Raw genomic sequence first — 16,046 nt, 5'->3', positions numbered from 1 at the left:
GTTCAGCAAAGATAACGCCAGAGCAAAACTCAAACGACACTACAATATGATTAAAAATTAATGTTACTGAGCACTAGTTCACAGCACGGTCCCCCGGAGAGATTATGAACATTGACGGGGAATACTGTAAAGGACATGACCCGAACCGGAACCGCGGATCTCCCGCTCCATGATGGCAGAGCGCCACCATGGCTCTTCAGGAGGATGCGACTCCTCGCTGGCGAGATAGCCAGGGCGATCATATATGAATATGACGAGAGGGAGCTCCTCCGCAGGATCTCGGATCCATTCTGGTTCCAGGCGTTCTCCTGCGTCCTAGGGTTTGACTGGCATTCATCAGGCACGACAACCACGACCACAGGAGCGCTCAGGGCATCTCTCCGACCGGAGGATGGTGTGGTTGTGGCGGGAGGGAAGGGTGCAGCATCTCTGAACACCCCTGAGGAGATCCTGCGCTACGGGGAGATCTTCTCGCTCCCGGATAGAAAGATCGAGGAGCTCATAAGGGCGAGCAGGCTCTCGGCGAAGGTTGATAACGCCCTAGTGCAGGACGGTTACCGGCTTTACCACCATGCGTTCATACTGACATCGAACGGCGACTGGGCTGTGGTCCAGCAGGGGATGAACGAGAGATACGCGCGCAGGTACCACTGGCTTTCCGATGGTTTGGACAGCATGATCGAGGAGCCGCACACAGCGATATGCACACAGCGTCTCGAATCCAGGGTGCTGGACCTCACATCGAGGGAGAGCAGGGAGAACAGGCAGGCCACGCTCGATCTCGTCAGGGACGGCCCTGCTCATATAAGGAGGTACACAGCACAGCGGAGCCTGGAGGATTTTCCGCAGGCTCTGAGGATGCCTGCGAGGCATGAGATCCTTCCTGTGGACCTCGGCAGAGATGGCCTCAGGATCCTGCAGGCTGCATATGAGCTGCAGCCAGCAAGTTACGAAGAGCTGATATCGCTCAGGGGGATGGGCCCGAAGAGGATTCGCGCCCTCTCCCTGATATCAGAGCTGATTTTCGGGGCACCGCCGAGCTGGAGGGACCCCGCGAGGTACAGCTTCGCCCACGGCGGGAAGGACGGACATCCATATCCGGTGGACAGGGAGAACTACGATCGCAGCATAGAGCATCTCAGAGAGGCGCTTCAGGAGGCGAAGCTGGGCGATAAGGAGAGGTACGAGGCGATGAAGCGGCTCTCAGGATTTATCAGCAGATCGGGTTCTGGGTGAATTTATGGCCAGAGATCAAAGGGATTACTACTACAGGAAGGCGAAGGAGGAGGGCTACCGGGCGAGGTCAGCTTACAAGCTGAAGCAGATAAACGCCAAGTTTCATCTCATCCGGAAGGGTTCCAAAGTTGTCGACCTGGGGGCAGCACCCGGCGGCTGGCTGCAGGTAGCGAGGGCGCTCTCCGGAGGCACCGTTGTCGGCGTTGATCTGGAGAGAATAGAGCCTTTCGAGGGAGTTATCACTATACAGGGGGACATCACGAAGGAGGAGACACTGGAGCAGATCGCAGCTGCTCTCGGGGGGCAGGCGGACGTTGTGATATCAGATGCTGCTCCGAACCTCACAGGGATATGGGATGTGGATCACGCCAGATCGATAGATCTCTCCAGGGCAGCACTCAGGATAGCGAAGCGTCTTCTGCGGCCCGGAGGCAGCTTTCTAGTGAAGGTCTTCCAGGGAGATATGTTCGACGATTACATCGGAGAGGTAAAGCGCGAGTTCAGCTCGGTGCACTTCTACACACCACCTGCATCCAGAAAGGAGAGCGCTGAGATCTACGTCATCGGGAAGAAGCTGCTCAGCGCGCCTGTGAGAACCGGTGAGGTCTATGAAGTCACGATAGATTCCACAGGACGTACAGGCGACGGCATAGCAATGATCAGAGGCTTCGCTGTGATCGTGAAGAACGCCTCGCCGGGGGAGAGGCTCAGGATAAAGATAGGAGACGTCAAGCAGAGGTTCGCATTCGCATCAATTGTGGAGAGGCTTTGATTGTGCGAATATGCTCAATACTATGAGCGAGCAAGAGTCACTAATACTGCTAATCTCGGCAGGCATGGCAGTGTGCCGAAATTGCTGTAATTTCGGAGGCACCCTGTATCCAGCAATCATCACTCTTCGTCCATGGATAGATACCTTTTGCCTGTAATCCACCCTTCGTTTATGTTGATCATGATGCAACCTGCTAATCTCAGAAGAGACTGATCGCTTGGGAATGCGCCAACAGGTCTGCTTCTGCGTTTCATCTCTTTATTGATGCGCTCGATGATGTTTGCTGTGCGTAACCTTCTCCAGTGCGACTGCGGATAAGCCTTATAGTTCCAGAGGTCGAACCCGAACTTATCGATAGTCTCTGAAGCATTTGAGTATCCCTGGTTTCTGAGTTCGACAGCCAGGTTTTGAGTTTTTGTCTCGTCATCCAGTGCATCTTTGAGTTTTTGAGCGATTGAGGGTCTATCCCGCTTGGGTATGCTTCCCAGTACTGCCCTTGAGAAGTGGACATGGCAGTACTGCCATGAAGCCCCTGGGAATGAGGATTCCACTGCTTTTTGGATACCCTTACGCTCTTATGTGCTTGGCAATTTGTGGGTCGTACAATGTGGTTGCTGAACGCACTTATTCATTCACCAGGGATGCATAGCAGAACCAGTACTTCTATGGGTAAGTTATCATATGGATAAGAGCGTACCCTTATGCGCATCTGATACCACCAGCTCAACGCCCTCCAGGCCTCTATCCTTAAGACTGCGAAATAGTGTTGACCAGAACCCGGCGTCTTCCGATTCTGCTATGCTGGCGCCCAGGTCCAAGCATCTCGCGCAGACCATCTTCGCGAACTCCCGCGACAATCAGAAGTGCTCTGGTCTTATACTGGGCACCCCCTCTCACCTTGAAATATGTCGCATCCACAAACAGGTAGCGTATTCCAGTTTCAATCGGCCTCTTGAGAAACTCATCGACCTTCTCATCCAGTATCCTGCACAGCCGGGAGACCTCAGAAGCTGACAGACTATTCAGACCAAAGCTTCTGACCAGATCCTCCATTCTACGAGTTGAAACACCTTGAATGTACGATTCCGCTACACTCATGAGCAAAGCCTGCTCTACGCGGGAGTATCTCTCAAATACCCTGGATTCAAATGGAAATTCTCTGAACTGAGGTTTATCAAGAGTTATTTCACCAGCTAGACTCTTCAAAGTTCGCGGTCTCGTCCCGTTTCGGTGCGCCTTCCTTTCAGGAGTGCGCTCGTATGGCAGCGCACCGATCTGCTGATAGGCCTCGTATTGCATCACCGCTCTCAGAAACTCGGTGATAACCTGCCTCAGCCCGCTGTTCGGATCGACAAGATAATTTATTATCGGCTCGAATTGATCCATGCCCTGTCTCCTCCTTGATTTTGGAACATCTCAAGTCAGGATACAGGGCATATTACATACTTTGAATAGATCCAGTTGCTGTCACAACTCCAACAGCAAACTCCGATCGTCGGGATTCTCTACCATACTTTTACAGCAATTTCGGCACACTGCCGTCGCAAGAGCTCGGAATATATCTCGTTTACCTGCCACCGTATTCTCCTGATCCGAATCCAATAGAGTTCATATGGAAATCAATAAAAAGGCTGCTATCTGTTACATTTGTCAAAAACCTGGAAGACGCAAAAAGAGTCATCCCAGAGGGTTGGTCCAGATTCGCACACTCCATGAGCTACGCCAGATCATGGATACAACGGTTCCCCGGAGCAACAGGTTATACACAGTTATGCGGATAACTATAGATAACTTGCTCGGATTGCAATCATCCACAAGTACAGCTGTGTTACACTTTCCAGGCTGGGGAATGGCACTGCATGAAATGCTAAACTTTTGCTTCGATCACGCTCTCCGACTCTGCTATGAACCTCTCCACGAGCTCTCTGGCCACCTCGTCCGGGTACTGCACAGGGGGGTGCTTCATCGTGTAGGATGAGATCTCCAGGAGGGGTCCACCGATTCCTCTCTCGATCGCAAGCTTGCATACCCTTATCGCATCAATTGTGCAGCCTGCGCTGTTGGGCGAATCCTCTACGGACAGCCTGAGCTCCAGATTTATGGGAACGTCCCCGAAGATCCTCCCCTCCATCCGCAGGAAGCATACCTTGTTGTCCTTCTGCCATGGTATATAATCACACGGCCCTATGTGTATGTTCTCAGGATCAAGAGGTGCATCCAGAACAGACTGAACAGCCTCCGTCTTGGATATCTTCTTCGATCTCAGCCGATCCCTGCTGAGCATGTTCAGGAAGTCTGTGTTTCCGCCGACGTTGAGCTGATAGGTCCTGTCGAGCCGGCAGCCGCGGTCCATGAAGAGCTTTGCCAGCGTTCTGTGGACTATTGTGGCACCGATCTGCGATTTTATGTCGTCTCCGACCACAGGGATGCCCCTCTCCTGGAACCGCATGGCCCATTCCCTGTCGGATGCTATGAACACGGGCATGCAGTTGATGAAGGCCACGCCAGCGTCCAGGGCAGCCTGCGCATAGAACCTTGTGGCTCTCTCAGATCCCACCGGCATGTAGTTTATCAGTATCTCAGCGCCGCTCTCCTCAAGCTCCCTTCGGACATCACACGGTGGCTGATCGGACACGACAAATGTGCTCTCCTCCGGGTATTCCATCATGTGCGGCGCCACACCATCCAGCACCGGCCCCATCATGACCTCGACACCCTTGTACGGGACATCCGGATAGAATACCTTGGTGCAGTTCGGCCTGGCAAATATGGCCTCGCTGATATCACGACCCACCTTCCTGGCATCGATGTCAAAAGCTGCCACAACGTCTATATCTCCTGGCCTGTAACCGCAGATGTCGTAGTGCATGAGGCCGACGCACTCCTCTGCGCTCCTGTTTTTGTAATACTCAATGCCCTGGATCAGAGAGCTCGCGCAGTTGCCCACCCCTGCTACTGCCAATCTAATCTTTTTCAATATCTATTCCCCTCCTGGAATCCCTGGAAGCTGGAACTCTGAGACCGGTTCACGCTATTTAGGTAGACGTATATAACTCTATATGATGTATAGCTCGCCGGATCCTTTTATAGGTTGAGTATCGGCCCAAGAAGATCCTTCAGCGCCTTCTCGAGATTTGCCCTCATTGATGGCATGTCAGATGGGCTGTACGGTAGCGTGTGTCCAGGGAATGCTACACGCTCTCCCTCCATGTGGATTATCAGAGCGGGTTTACCAACTGCATGTGCCATCCCCAGGCCATACATGACATCAGCGTCTCTATCTGTGAGATCTGCGACGACCAGTCTTGAACTGCAGATAGCACGCCATGCCTGCCTGAGCGAGATGTCTGTCCCTGTTATGCCTCTGAGCATTATCGGCTGCACCCTGAGATTATAGAGGGCCTCCGCGACCTCATTGTATACATCCTGTCCTCCTTCAGGAGAGAGAACCGCGCAGCTGTTCTCCAGGACGTATGGCACAGGTCCGAAGGCAGGCCGCAGTCTGAGCATGCTGAGCATGCCCATGAAGCGGAGGAACTCAGAATCGACATGCTCTTCGGCCATCTTTCTTAGGGCATCTGCGCGATCCGCAGCTGGCATATCAAGCAGATCCGCAGGGAACTGCAGCAGGAAGGGGTCCTCGAAGCCGAACTCCCAGCTCGCCTTGGACAGAGCCTGATCTGCAGCAAGCTCGATGTGCTCTGCTGAGATGTACATCGATGAGAGGTTGTTCGGCCTGAACTGCGCGATGACAAGAAGCTTGCTGCGGTCCAGAACAACCACGATGCTGCATGGCAGGGACGATCGCGCAATCCCGCGCTGCAGATGTCTTGAATCTGAGATCTCATTGACGAAGCTGACGAACTCATCGAGAAGAGCATCAACCTTCTCCTGCGTCTCAAGCGGCATCGTACCGCCTTTCGTTCTCATGCCCCTGTGGATCATAATTTCTAGCAGAGCATTTTAGGTATATGAAGCTGCCACACAGATGCCGATAGGGATCACCGCGCCAGCTGCTCCGGGCCTGAAGACCGGTGCCTGTCCCTGGCGCCACATGGAGGGCCCCACGTGCCCGAGACAACAGGCCGGTTGAGATCCTGCAGGGCCGAGCTCCGAAGAGCGGCAATCCGAAAGCACCTGGCCTCAAATGCGGTTTCAGTATCCGCATTGCTGCGGATTCAGCGCTGTATCTGCTATACCCAGATACAGCAGCTGCTTTGGTAGCTGCCGGCATCGATACCTCTCCTCATTTCCCTGTAAAACGTTTCTCCCGAATGGAGCTCTTATAGGAGAGATCCTGTACGATGGAAAGAACATCTACGCCTGGAAACCGTTACTTCGGAATGGAGGGTCTTACAGGTCGGTGGCATCTGAAAGAATGTTGTGCATGCAAGAACGTAAATCTCATGGATGGGACACACTCCTCCCGCCTGAAGGGTTTCCGCTACATCTCAGGTGGTTCTATGAATCCTCAAGAAGATGCGCGTTCACAGCCCGCACATCGCAAAACCGGGGTGGTCGATCTTGGATGTTGTGATCAGGCGCTCAAAACGCAGGCAGAAGACGATTGAGATAAGGCTCAAGGGGAACAGGATAGAGGTTCTGGCCCCGGCTGATATCTCCGATAAAGATCTCGACGCGCACATCGCCAGGTTCAGGAGCCGGGTGGAGAGGAGGAGATCGAGAGACGACTCCCATCTGGAGCAGAGGGCCATGCAGCTCAACATGAAGTACCTTGGAGGTGCTGTCTCCTGGAAGAGCATCTCGTACTCAGATAGAATGGAGAAGCGATATGGATCCTGCACACCATCTGATGGCACGATAAGGATAAGCTCCCGGCTCAGAGGTATGCCGGTCTGGGTGGAGGATTATGTGATCATTCACGAGCTCGCACACATGATCGAGCCGAACCACGGGCCGCGCTTCAGGTCGCTGGTGAACAGATATCCGCTGGCGGAGAGGGCTCGCGGATTCCTGATGGCGATGGATATGTGCAGGAGAAAGACAGTGCAAACATAAGGAATTGTGCCACTGGACTGCGATTCTGAGAGACCGTTCGATGAATCGAGACCACGTCCTGTGCGGGATCGATACCATGAAAGAGACCACTCAGAAAAATCAAATGTGAATAATTGCAATAGCGCCGCCAACAGGGCTCGAACCTGTGACATTCTGGTATCTGCCGGATTAACAGCCAGACACTCTACCAGCTGAGTTATGGCGGCCCGCTCATATCCGTATCCACATCATCCATTTAAGCTTTACCATGAAAGCATGGGACCTGCCCGAATAAGATAAAAACCAGAACTGAGCATAAAATTGAGACGCTCTTATGTATTCAGCAACTTGAAGTACATGCATACTGGTTGCTGAATGCACTCATTCGCTCGCCACGAGCGCACAGCGTGACTGGTGCCTCTTCGGGCAAGTTATCAGATGGATAAGAGCGATAATGCTATTCGGACAGGTCCGAAAGTTTATAGGAATCCTCAGAATAAGTGATCTGGATAGGCGCCTGGAATCGATGCCATGCATCTATATACAGAATATAGACAAGGTCTTTATGCAGCACACCGATTTCTGGGATTGTATGAGTGTCTTGCATCCCGCTATGAGAAGACTGCCCGAGAGGATAATAGAGTCCATGCTCCTGATTACAGCAGTGACTTCCATCGCTCTCATGATTCTCATTTTCGCATACCTGATACGAGAGAGTCTGCCTGCGGTCTATGAGGTTGGGGTGCTGAACCTCGTCCTGGGCGGGAAATGGCACTCCTCGGGAAACATCTTCGGGATGCGCCCGCTGATAGTCGACACACTGCTGGTCGCAGTTCTCGCTCTGGCGATAAACATGGCGGTGGGCATACCCCTTGCAATATATCTCGCGGAGCTCTCCGGCCCCAGGAGCAGAGCTGTGCTGAAGCCGGCTGTGGAGCTGCTCGCCGGGGTGCCATCGATCGTGTACGGATTTCTCGGAATCATAATCCTCGTGCCGTACCTGGGGAACACCTTCGATATGCTCACAGGCAGATCGATACTTGCCGGCGCAATACTTCTTGGGATAATGTTCATACCGTCCATAACGACCATATGCGAGGATGCGCTGAGGGCAGTTCCGACCGAGTTCAAGGAGGGCTCGATGGCTCTCGGAGCTACGAGATGGCAGACGATAAGGCATGTTGTGCTTCCAGCAGCATCGTCCGGCATAACGGCAGCCGTGCTTCTGAACATAGGCAACATCATCGGCGAGACCATGGCTGTACTTCTGGTGGTTGGAAACATCGCCAGGATACCCACACCGATATACGATGTCTTCGATCGTGGTGCGACGTTCACCTCTGTCATAGCCGGGGAGATGGGCGAGGTGGCACATGGCTCTCTGCACTACCACGCGCTCTTTGCTGTGGGGCTGATGCTTCTCATAATAGTATCGATACTGAGCGTGATAGGAGATCTCGCTCGCGAGCGCATCAGGAGGAGGTTCGGTGGCTACTGATAAAAGAACAGAAGCGCTCACAGCCGCAGGCGCGATCCTGCTCCTCTCATCGCTGATCGCACTTCTGATACAGCCACCGCTTCAGATTCTGCTGTTGCTCTGGAGATCTCTTCTGGCAGTTGCTGTGTTCATGCACATTCTGCAGGCCCGCAGGCTGAGCACCAGAAACGCGATGGTTTTGTGCATTGATGCACTGATTCTCATCGCGATTGAAATCTTTCTTCTCTTTCTACACCCTGATCTCGTCATCAGCCCATCGAACCTCGGGGCCTCGTTCAGCTACAGGCTCCTCGCGCCTTCAGCTGCATTCATAGCGGGCGTTTTGGTGTTAAAAGATGCAATCAACATGCTCTACGGGTTTGGCGCAAAAGCGAGAGAGGTTCTGGCATTCACGCTCATCAGAGGCTCGGCGGTGCTGGCCATTCTGATACTTGGCGGCATATTCTCAGCGATTCTTTACAACGGCATTGGTGCCATAAGCATCGAATTTCTGACAGAACCGCACAGAAACCTCGGGCAGGAGGGCGGCATTGTGACTTGCATTGAGGGCACGATGTGGCTTGTCCTGGGCGCCATGCTGGTATCAGCTCCGCTTGGCATTGGCGCTGGAATATATCTGAACGAGTACTCGAGGAGTCACACGCTCAACCGTATGATCACGATATCTATAAGCTGCCTCAACGGCGTTCCATCTGTGGTCTACGGTCTCTTTGGTCTCGCATTTCTCGTCTCCACGGTCGGAATCTCCCTACTTGCTGGATCTGTGATACTGGGTCTCATGAACCTGCCCACGATAATCCTGACGACACAGGAGGCGCTGAAATCTGTCCCCGACTCGCTTCGGGAGGGAAGCGTGGCTCTGGGGGCCACAAAGTGGCAGACGATCATGAGGATAGTCATTCCATCAGCGCTTCCTGGCATACTCACAGGCCTGATAATCGGCGTGGCCAGGGCCGCTGGAGAGACCGCTCCGATCATGTGGACCGCCGTAACATTCACCCCAGTTTATGTGGATAAGGTCTACGGCGTGGTTCCGGATGTGTATCAGCCTGTGAACAACCTGTGCTACCATCTTCTACAGCTGATATACTTCCTCGGGGCGTGGGATGTCGAGAAAAGGGCCTGGGGCACGGCTCTGGTTCTGATGGGCCTTGTGCTGGCGATGAACTTCCTGGCGATAGTTGTAAGAAACCACTACAGAAAGAAGGTAAGGTGGTAGGTGCTGCAGCCCTGATACACCCCGGTTCCCCCTGCTCAGAGCGATGCTGCGCCCATCACGGCGCGCACAACTTTGACCTCCGAGCCTCGCCGGATGCGTGCCAGGCGAAAAACGCTCTCGAGGAGCACATCCTGGCCGTTCCTGTCAGAGCTGCAGCAAAAGACAATTGTAGTCATTAATACTTATAGATTTTGGTCGGCGTGCTGTGCGAACAATTGAGACCCAAAGGGTCGAACGCTGTCGATTTTTACTATAATTGCAATTTGTATGAATTGGGTCTCTGCTATAGGATTCTCAGGCATTATTCAACACAGCAGGTCGGTGGGAACCAGAACTCTGCATACCGGATTCAAACGCTCCTGGGTGAGATGCCTGCGTATCTCTCTCCCACCTGGAAGTTTGCGCCCTGCAGCTCCCCATCACGCTCATAGAAGGACAACTCTGAGCACGCCTCCCACCATCGCAGCTGCAACCAGGCGGAAAACCAGAGCTCTGATTGTATCATAAGCTCCGAGCTCCTTCATCAGCACTGTCAGGGTTGCGACACATGGGAAGTACATCGCGAGCACAACAGACGCTATGACAAGCTGCTCCGGCGAGAGGCCCAGCGGGACGAACATGCCTATGCCGATATCCTTTCTGAGGAAGCCCAGAATGAGGGCAGTCGCAGCCTCCTCCGGCAGGCCGAGAATGCCTGAGACAATCGGCCTCGCCAGCTCCCCGATGCTCCTCATGAGACCTGTGATCTCGAAGATGTTCATCACAACTATGCCGATTCCTATGTATGGAACAGCCTCAAGTATGAACGTCCTGATGCGCAGAAACGTCTTCTTCAGCAGCGCACCAGGCACAGGCATCCTGTACTGAGGGATCTCCATGAATATCTCAGGTGACTCCTCCCGGATCAGTCTGTGGAGAATCATGCCAGAGATGATGAATACTGTGAGGAGGGTTGCATAGACTGCGAAGATGTATTGCAGGCCGTATGGGGCAAGGATCCCGAATACCATCGCGGTCTGCGATGCGCAGGGTATGCTCATCGTCATGAGCGTCGCAGCGAGAAAGCGCTGCTTCGACGACTCCAGAACGCGCAGCCCCAGGACTCCAGGAACGCTGCAGCCCATCCCGAGCACGCACGGTATTATCGCAGCACCGTGGAGACCGAGCCTGTGCATGAGAGCGTCCATGAGCACGCTCACCCTGGGGAGATACCCCAGGTCCTCGAGGAATCCAAGCACCAGATAGAAGGGTATCAGGAACGGGAGGACGATGCCAAATGGTATGTAGAGTCCTGTTGTTAGAAGGCCAAAAGACTCAAGCAGCTCTGGTGATCTCCCCACAAGGATGTCATGCGCGAAACCCGATGTGTATCTGTCAGCCATGGCGAAGATCCAGTAGCTGTACCTGACGAAGAGAGGATCGCTCACCCTGTCCATGAAGAGCTCTCCGGCCCCCACTATCAGGCTGAACGAGAGATAGAGCACCATGAGCGCCACGGGTATTCCGGTCCACGGTCGTATCGTGAGATCCTCCAGCCGCTCGAGGTGAGATGGATGGCGGTGGTGGACCTTCTGCACCCTCGATACGATCTCACCAACCCTCTGCCATCTCTCTGCGGGATCTAGGCTCAACACAGGTGGTCTTGAGCCCATCGAGCTCCCGATCGCCTCGACGAGATCGCGTATACCCAGGCCGCTGGCAGCAACAGTGGGCACGACCTTTATGCCCAGCTCATCCGAGAGCCTCTCGACGTCTATCTCGAGACCCTTCCTTACAGCCACATCCCAGAGGTTGAGGGCGACGACCATCGGGATCCCGCGCTCCTGCAGCTCGAGGGTGAGATTCAGGTTTCTCTCCAGGTTTGTCGCGTCCACAACGTTGACTATGAGATCTGCGCCCTGCTCGAGTATGAGATTCGCGACCTCCTCCGCCTTTGAGCTTGGATCCAGTGAATACACACCAGGCACATCTATCAGAGCAGCGCTCCTTCCCAGCACATTTATGCTGCCCTCTGTATAGCCCACAGTTGTTCCTGGATAGTTCGAGGAGATGGCATCAGCTCCTGTCAGCCTCGAGAATATCACGCTCTTGCCCACATTCGGGTTGCCCATGAGGAGGATCTTGAGCGGCCTCTCTTCCTGCATATGATCTGAGACTCCGGACGGGAGGTTATCGAACAAAAAGATATAGCTTCCCTGAGAGGCCTGAATAGACACGGATGACCTACGACCACAGGGAGCATGCGGGAAACGCAGGCGATCTCTGGAAGCACTTTCTGCTATCAGAGGCAGCTGCGTATCTTCTCTCCCGTTCAGCTCTGGCTTACGCAGAATCGCACGCCGGGTACCTGGAGTACGGGCTTGATACCGGTGGGGAATGGAGGTGGGGCATAGGGAGGTGCTGGCATGTGAGATCATGGATCAAGAGCCCGTACTTCTCGGTTCTGGAGGAGATGAACGGGGATCAGCTCCTGCGGTACCCTGGCTCAGCACAGCTCGTCCTGAGGCTCGGCAGAGCTTTCGGGCGGAAGGTCACGGCAGAGCTCTGGGATATCAGCAGGGATGTCGAAAAGAGCTGGCGCAGCTGTCCCGATGTGCATTTCCATCTGGGTGACGGCTTCTCCGGCGTCATGGATCTCCTGAAGAGAGGAGATCCAGGGCTTCTGCTCATCGACCCGCCCTCCCCTGAGGATCACGGGAGGGCCATCGAGCTTTTAAAGGAGGCTGCAGATCGTGGATGGTCGGTGATGAGCTGGCACATCATGAACAGCGCGACTTTTCCTGAGGGCCTGGACCTGTATCCCCTGGAGTTTCACGAGGTGGGCCTTGAGGGCGGGAGGTGGCCGGGCTGCATCGTGGCCGTATCATCCGGTGATGAACATCTCAGGAGGCACGTCAGACTTCGCGCCAGGGAATTCATATCCGCTCTGAGACGTCTGGTCGCAGGAGAGGGTGCGGTTTGAAGAACGCGCTCCGTGGAGGCACGCACCTGAACGAGCCGCCGCTGAACATTATGAGATCGGTGTGTTCGCTGAACGATGAGGGCGCAAGCTCCAAATCTCTGGAGTGCCGGTACGAAGGAAATAAATGGAAGATGGATTACGAGATGAAGACTGCTCACAGATTTCGATTGTATCCGACGGAGGATCAGGTTATTTGAGCCATGAATGATGCGGTCCGTGCCTCAGGGATATGCAAGAGCTTCAACACGCTGTTCCGGAGCAAAAAAGAGGTTCTCAGGGATATCAATCTCCTGATAGATGGGGAGGAGATATTCGGCATACTCGGTCCGAACGGCTCCGGGAAGACAACTCTGCTCTCGATATTCTCAACGCTCATCTACCCTGACAGGGGCGAGCTCACCATTCTGGGGATAGACGCGCGGAGGAAGACACACGAGGTCAGGAAGCTCATAAACATAAGCACAGGAAAGCCGAACTTTCCCTGGAGCCTTACAGTCAGGGAGAACCTGCGCCACTCAGGTATGCTCTACGGTCTCCATGGAAGAGAGCTCGAGAGGGCCGTGGACTGGTCGATGGAGAGCTTCGATCTATACCAGTATCAGGACACCCGGTTCGAGAACCTGTCGACCGGTGTGAAGCAGAGATTATCGCTTGCAAAGGCAATGCTGAACGGTCCGAAGCTTTTATTTCTGGATGAGCCGACGACCGGCCTGGATCCGCAGATGGCACAGAGGACGAGAGCGCTGGTCAGGAGAATTCACAGGGACATGGGCGTCTCTGTTGTCATGACCACCCACTACATGCCAGAGGCCGAGGATCTCTGCGGGATGATAGCGTTCCTGAAGGAGGGGCGCATAGTTGCCCAGGACACGCCGGCAAGGCTGAAGAGAAGCCTGAAGATAGGGGAGAGGTTGACGATAAGGTACAGGGGAGATGTAGACGCAAACGCCCTGCGGTCGATTCCTGGATTGATATCCGCAGATCTTTCAGCGGGCAGAGCGGATCTGGTCATCGATAAAAACGAGGCGACATTCAGCGGGGTCATGCGCACATTCCAAAGCGCTGAAATACTCGAGCTGGAGCTTGAAGAGCCGGATCTGGAGGATGTATTCATTGAGCTTGCAGGGTGAGATCAACAAGTGCCTCTCCGCGGCATACAAGAACTGGATAATATCCAAGAGGAACGTGTTCACGGTCTTCGAGCTCGTTTTCTGGCCTCTGATCAGCCTCCTCTCCATCGGTCTGATGACCAGGTTTTTGGGCGTGGAGGGGGAAAAAGTTGCGTTTCTGCTCGTGGGAGCGATCGGGCTGACGATCCTTCAGATATGTCAGATAGATGTCGCCTATGTTCTGCTGTTCGATATGTGGTCGAAGAGCATAAAGAACACGTTTGTCTCTCCTGTGCGTGGGTACCATCTTGTGCTCGGCGCCCTCCTCTTCGGGATGGTTCGTGGAACATTTGCATTCACGATACTTGTTGTCATCAGCAGAATCCTCTTCGGCTTTGATTTCCTCGCAGGAGGGATACACACAGTTTTGATATTTCTGGCAGGGGTCTTCGCAGTCTCAGCCATCATAGGGATGATAGTCTGCATCTCGATACTTCTCTTCGGTCAGAAGGCGGACGTCGCGGCGTGGAGCCTGAGCGGGGTGATAATGCTCATAAGCGGGATATACTATCCGGTCAGCGTTCTTCCGGAGCCGCTCCAGCTAATGGCACGTGCTGTGCCGCTGACGTATTTTCTGGAGTACTACAGATCTGCCTACGGTTTTGGGGATCACAATATCCTGACGGGAGCGGTGATGGTGGCCGGGTACATGATTGCAGGCCTGATCGCCCTTGAGATGACGATCGAGCGGGCCAGGAAGACGGGCATACTCCTGCGCCTCTCGGAGTGAGCGTCCGGGGAAACGTGGAGATCTTTACAGTTAGATCTTCTGAATTCCGGCACTCAGAGTGCCCGGTCATCACACGGCCAGAAATGCTTTTATAAAAATTGACAGTGTGACTATCATGAGAAAACTCGCCCTGATTGTGGTTGTATATGCAGCTCTGAGTGCTGCAGCTGCCACGCCGTACTTCAAGGTCATTGACGCGCCTGATGCGAGCATTCAGCCAAACACCACTATAACACTACCTGTAACCATACAGAACATAGGCGGTGACGGAGCGTATGCCAGGCTCGTGTTCAGAGGCCTGCCGCCCGGTATATCAGTCTCGAATGTGACGAGAGCCAGATGGGTCTATCCTGGCGGCCGGATGACTTTCAATGTGAACCTGTCCGCAGGAGATGTCCCTCCTGCAAATCATACGATAGAGGTCGGTATAGCTGCAAAGGGCTCCCCTCCAAACTACAGGAGCTTCCATCTGATCGTCGAGAACGTGAGCGAGGAGATAGAGATTGGTAAAGAGATGGCCGGAGAGCATCCTGAGACAAATAACGTGAGCCATGTCTCAGAGAGGCGGATTCCAGCAGCAGGTGCGCTGTGGTCGATGCTCGTGGTTGCAGCAGCGCGCATCATGAGATCCAGAAGACGGCGTTGATATTCATCGGTGGCACATGAGGGTCTCGGTGACTCAGCTGAGCAGCTGTGCATCCCGGAGATCTCGCAGAATGGACTGCAGTCTCATTTGATCCGCCAGTTGAGCGGGCCTCTCCCGGAAGAACGGTGCCTGCGCCGCGCCATATGATGCTCTGAGCAACCTTCATCTACCATGAAGACCATCTCCCATCAGATGTGCAGAGTGGCGCTGCTTCTGGTCGTCATGCTCTCTCTCATTCAGGGCTCATCAGCATGGGCGCACATCTCATACGGGACTGGAGAGGGTTCATCGCTCCACCCGGCGATGTACGGATTCAGGACTGATGATATGGTGGGGGTGTTCTCCATTGAGAAGAGGATCGTCCTTGCGGGCGGTGAGACATCGGATGGTGCGGAGGAGAGAGCGTCATACCCCCGCGACGCCAGGCTCGGACCCGATCTGCTGAACCTCACGCTCGAGCCGCGCGTGCTGAACGCCACCGTGGATGCGCTCAACATCTCGGTCACACTCTCCGGGATCGGAGCGTCTCCGCCGGCGATAAGGCTCGTCAGCCCATCCGGCGGGATGTCGGTTGAGGTGCAGCTGAACCAGACCGCGAGTTCGAGCACCAGAGGGGCCATCTACCGGGGAGACATCTGTATACCAGAAGACGCAGAGCCTGGGAGATGGCGGATATCATGGCTCAGAGCCTCTGATTCTCAGGGCCACAGCATTCTCCTCGGCGAGGATGAGCTGAATGCGATGGGCTTTCCCACATATATCGATGTGAATAGCAGAGGCAGCAGCCCGCTGCAGGGCTGAGTGAAGGTCAACTGC

General features: G+C 54.3%; 13 protein-coding genes, 1 tRNA gene and 3 pseudogenes. 11 read left to right on the top strand and 6 right to left on the bottom strand.

All coding sequences use genetic code 11. The features are described 5' to 3' along the window. Nucleotides 1-111: 111 nt before the first annotated feature. Together QHG98_05860 and QHG98_05855 are read left to right on the top strand one after the other, a co-directional pair. Entirely contained in the window at nt 112-1,236 is a 1,125-nt protein-coding gene (locus QHG98_05860) for a DUF763 domain-containing protein (GenBank protein ID MDH7597250.1), read from the top strand. A gap of 4 nt (nt 1,237-1,240) precedes the next feature. Continuing rightward, entirely contained in the window at nt 1,241-2,008 is a 768-nt protein-coding gene (locus tag QHG98_05855) for a 23S rRNA (uridine(2552)-2'-O)-methyltransferase (protein ID MDH7597249.1), read from the top strand. 119 nt (nt 2,009-2,127) lie between these two features. Here QHG98_05855 and QHG98_05850 read toward each other — a convergent pair. Together QHG98_05850 and QHG98_05845 are read right to left on the bottom strand one after the other, a co-directional pair. Beyond that, nucleotides 2,128-2,577, bottom strand: a pseudogene (locus tag QHG98_05850) (transposase). A 126-nt stretch (nt 2,578-2,703) separates the two neighbouring features. Beyond that, a pseudogene (locus tag QHG98_05845) lies at nt 2,704-3,394 on the bottom strand (transposase). A 155-nt stretch (nt 3,395-3,549) separates the two neighbouring features. Here QHG98_05845 and QHG98_05840 point away from each other — a divergent pair. Further along, nucleotides 3,550-3,666, top strand: a pseudogene (locus tag QHG98_05840) (transposase). Between the two features lie 209 nt (nt 3,667-3,875). On the opposite strand, the gene QHG98_05835 reads toward QHG98_05840, so the two are convergent. Then, nucleotides 3,876-4,970, bottom strand: coding sequence for an inositol-3-phosphate synthase (locus QHG98_05835; protein ID MDH7597248.1), 1,095 nt, complete (start codon nt 4,968-4,970; stop codon nt 3,876-3,878). Between the two features lie 122 nt (nt 4,971-5,092). Then, on the bottom strand, nt 5,093-5,953 hold the full coding sequence (locus QHG98_05830) for a hypothetical protein (protein ID MDH7597247.1): 861 nt from the start codon (nt 5,951-5,953) through the stop codon (nt 5,093-5,095). A 588-nt stretch (nt 5,954-6,541) separates the two neighbouring features. On the opposite strand from QHG98_05830, the gene QHG98_05825 reads away from it, so the two are divergent. Then, nucleotides 6,542-7,027, top strand: a complete 486-nt coding sequence (locus QHG98_05825; GenBank protein MDH7597246.1) for a M48 family metallopeptidase — start codon at nt 6,542-6,544, stop codon at nt 7,025-7,027. 122 nt (nt 7,028-7,149) lie between these two features. Here QHG98_05825 and QHG98_05820 read toward each other — a convergent pair. Further along, nucleotides 7,150-7,233 (bottom strand) — tRNA-Asn (locus QHG98_05820). Between the two features lie 365 nt (nt 7,234-7,598). Between QHG98_05820 and pstC the strand changes: the two genes are divergently transcribed. Together pstC and pstA are read left to right on the top strand one after the other, a co-directional pair. Beyond that, nucleotides 7,599-8,504, top strand: a complete 906-nt coding sequence (gene pstC, locus QHG98_05815) for a phosphate ABC transporter permease subunit PstC (GenBank protein MDH7597245.1) — start codon at nt 7,599-7,601, stop codon at nt 8,502-8,504. Continuing rightward, on the top strand, nt 8,494-9,723 hold the full coding sequence (gene pstA, locus QHG98_05810; GenBank protein ID MDH7597244.1) for a phosphate ABC transporter permease PstA: 1,230 nt from the start codon (nt 8,494-8,496) through the stop codon (nt 9,721-9,723). Before pstC ends, pstA begins: the two co-directional genes overlap by 11 nt. 425 nt (nt 9,724-10,148) lie before the next feature. On the opposite strand, the gene QHG98_05805 is transcribed toward pstA, so the two are convergent. After that, nucleotides 10,149-11,867: a ferrous iron transporter B gene (locus tag QHG98_05805; GenBank protein MDH7597243.1), complete on the bottom strand. Its 1,719-nt coding sequence runs from the start codon at nt 11,865-11,867 to the stop codon at nt 10,149-10,151. Between the two features lie 74 nt (nt 11,868-11,941). On the opposite strand from QHG98_05805, the gene rlmJ reads away from it, so the two are divergent. The 5 genes from rlmJ to QHG98_05780 all read left to right on the top strand — a co-directional run bounded on the left by rlmJ (nt 11,942) and on the right by QHG98_05780 (nt 16,031). Beyond that, complete coding sequence (gene rlmJ / locus QHG98_05800) at nt 11,942-12,685, top strand: 23S rRNA (adenine(2030)-N(6))-methyltransferase RlmJ (protein ID MDH7597242.1); 744 nt, start codon at nt 11,942-11,944, stop codon at nt 12,683-12,685. 200 nt (nt 12,686-12,885) lie between these two features. After that, nucleotides 12,886-13,815 carry an ABC transporter ATP-binding protein gene (locus QHG98_05795; GenBank protein ID MDH7597241.1) on the top strand — a complete coding sequence of 310 codons (930 nt, stop codon included), beginning with the start codon at nt 12,886-12,888 and terminating at the stop codon, nt 13,813-13,815. Beyond that, complete coding sequence (locus QHG98_05790; protein ID MDH7597240.1) at nt 13,799-14,584, top strand: ABC transporter permease; 786 nt, start codon at nt 13,799-13,801, stop codon at nt 14,582-14,584. Before QHG98_05795 ends, QHG98_05790 begins: the two co-directional genes overlap by 17 nt. A 115-nt stretch (nt 14,585-14,699) precedes the next feature. After that, on the top strand, nt 14,700-15,230 hold the full coding sequence (locus QHG98_05785) for a hypothetical protein (GenBank protein ID MDH7597239.1): 531 nt from the start codon (nt 14,700-14,702) through the stop codon (nt 15,228-15,230). A gap of 192 nt (nt 15,231-15,422) precedes the next feature. Next, nucleotides 15,423-16,031, top strand: coding sequence for a hypothetical protein (locus tag QHG98_05780; GenBank protein MDH7597238.1), 609 nt, complete (start codon nt 15,423-15,425; stop codon nt 16,029-16,031). The last annotated feature ends 15 nt before the right edge of the window (nt 16,032-16,046 follow it).

Origin of the sequence: Methanothrix sp., from assembly GCA_029907715.1 — an archaeon.
Taxonomy (GTDB): Archaea; Halobacteriota; Methanosarcinia; order Methanotrichales; family Methanotrichaceae; genus Methanothrix_B.
The sequence above is the reverse complement of the archived record's forward strand: the minus strand, read 5'-3'. Positions and strand labels throughout refer to the sequence as shown.

Bases quoted from the DNA above. Each gene is read 5' to 3' on its own strand.
- QHG98_05855 (MDH7597249.1), top strand. From the start codon at position 1,241: ATGGCCAGAGATCAAAGGGATTACTACTACAGGAAGGCGAAGGAGGAG.
- QHG98_05830 (MDH7597247.1), bottom strand. From the start codon at position 5,953: ATGATCCACAGGGGCATGAGAACGAAAGGCGGTACGATGCCGCTTGAG.
- pstC (MDH7597245.1), top strand. From the start codon at position 7,599: ATGAGTGTCTTGCATCCCGCTATGAGAAGACTGCCCGAGAGGATAATA.
- QHG98_05805 (MDH7597243.1), bottom strand. From the start codon at position 11,867: ATGCAGGAAGAGAGGCCGCTCAAGATCCTCCTCATGGGCAACCCGAAT.
- rlmJ (MDH7597242.1), top strand. From the start codon at position 11,942: ATGACCTACGACCACAGGGAGCATGCGGGAAACGCAGGCGATCTCTGG.
- QHG98_05795 (MDH7597241.1), top strand. From the start codon at position 12,886: ATGAATGATGCGGTCCGTGCCTCAGGGATATGCAAGAGCTTCAACACG.
- QHG98_05785 (MDH7597239.1), top strand. From the start codon at position 14,700: ATGAGAAAACTCGCCCTGATTGTGGTTGTATATGCAGCTCTGAGTGCT.
- QHG98_05780 (MDH7597238.1), top strand. From the start codon at position 15,423: ATGTGCAGAGTGGCGCTGCTTCTGGTCGTCATGCTCTCTCTCATTCAG.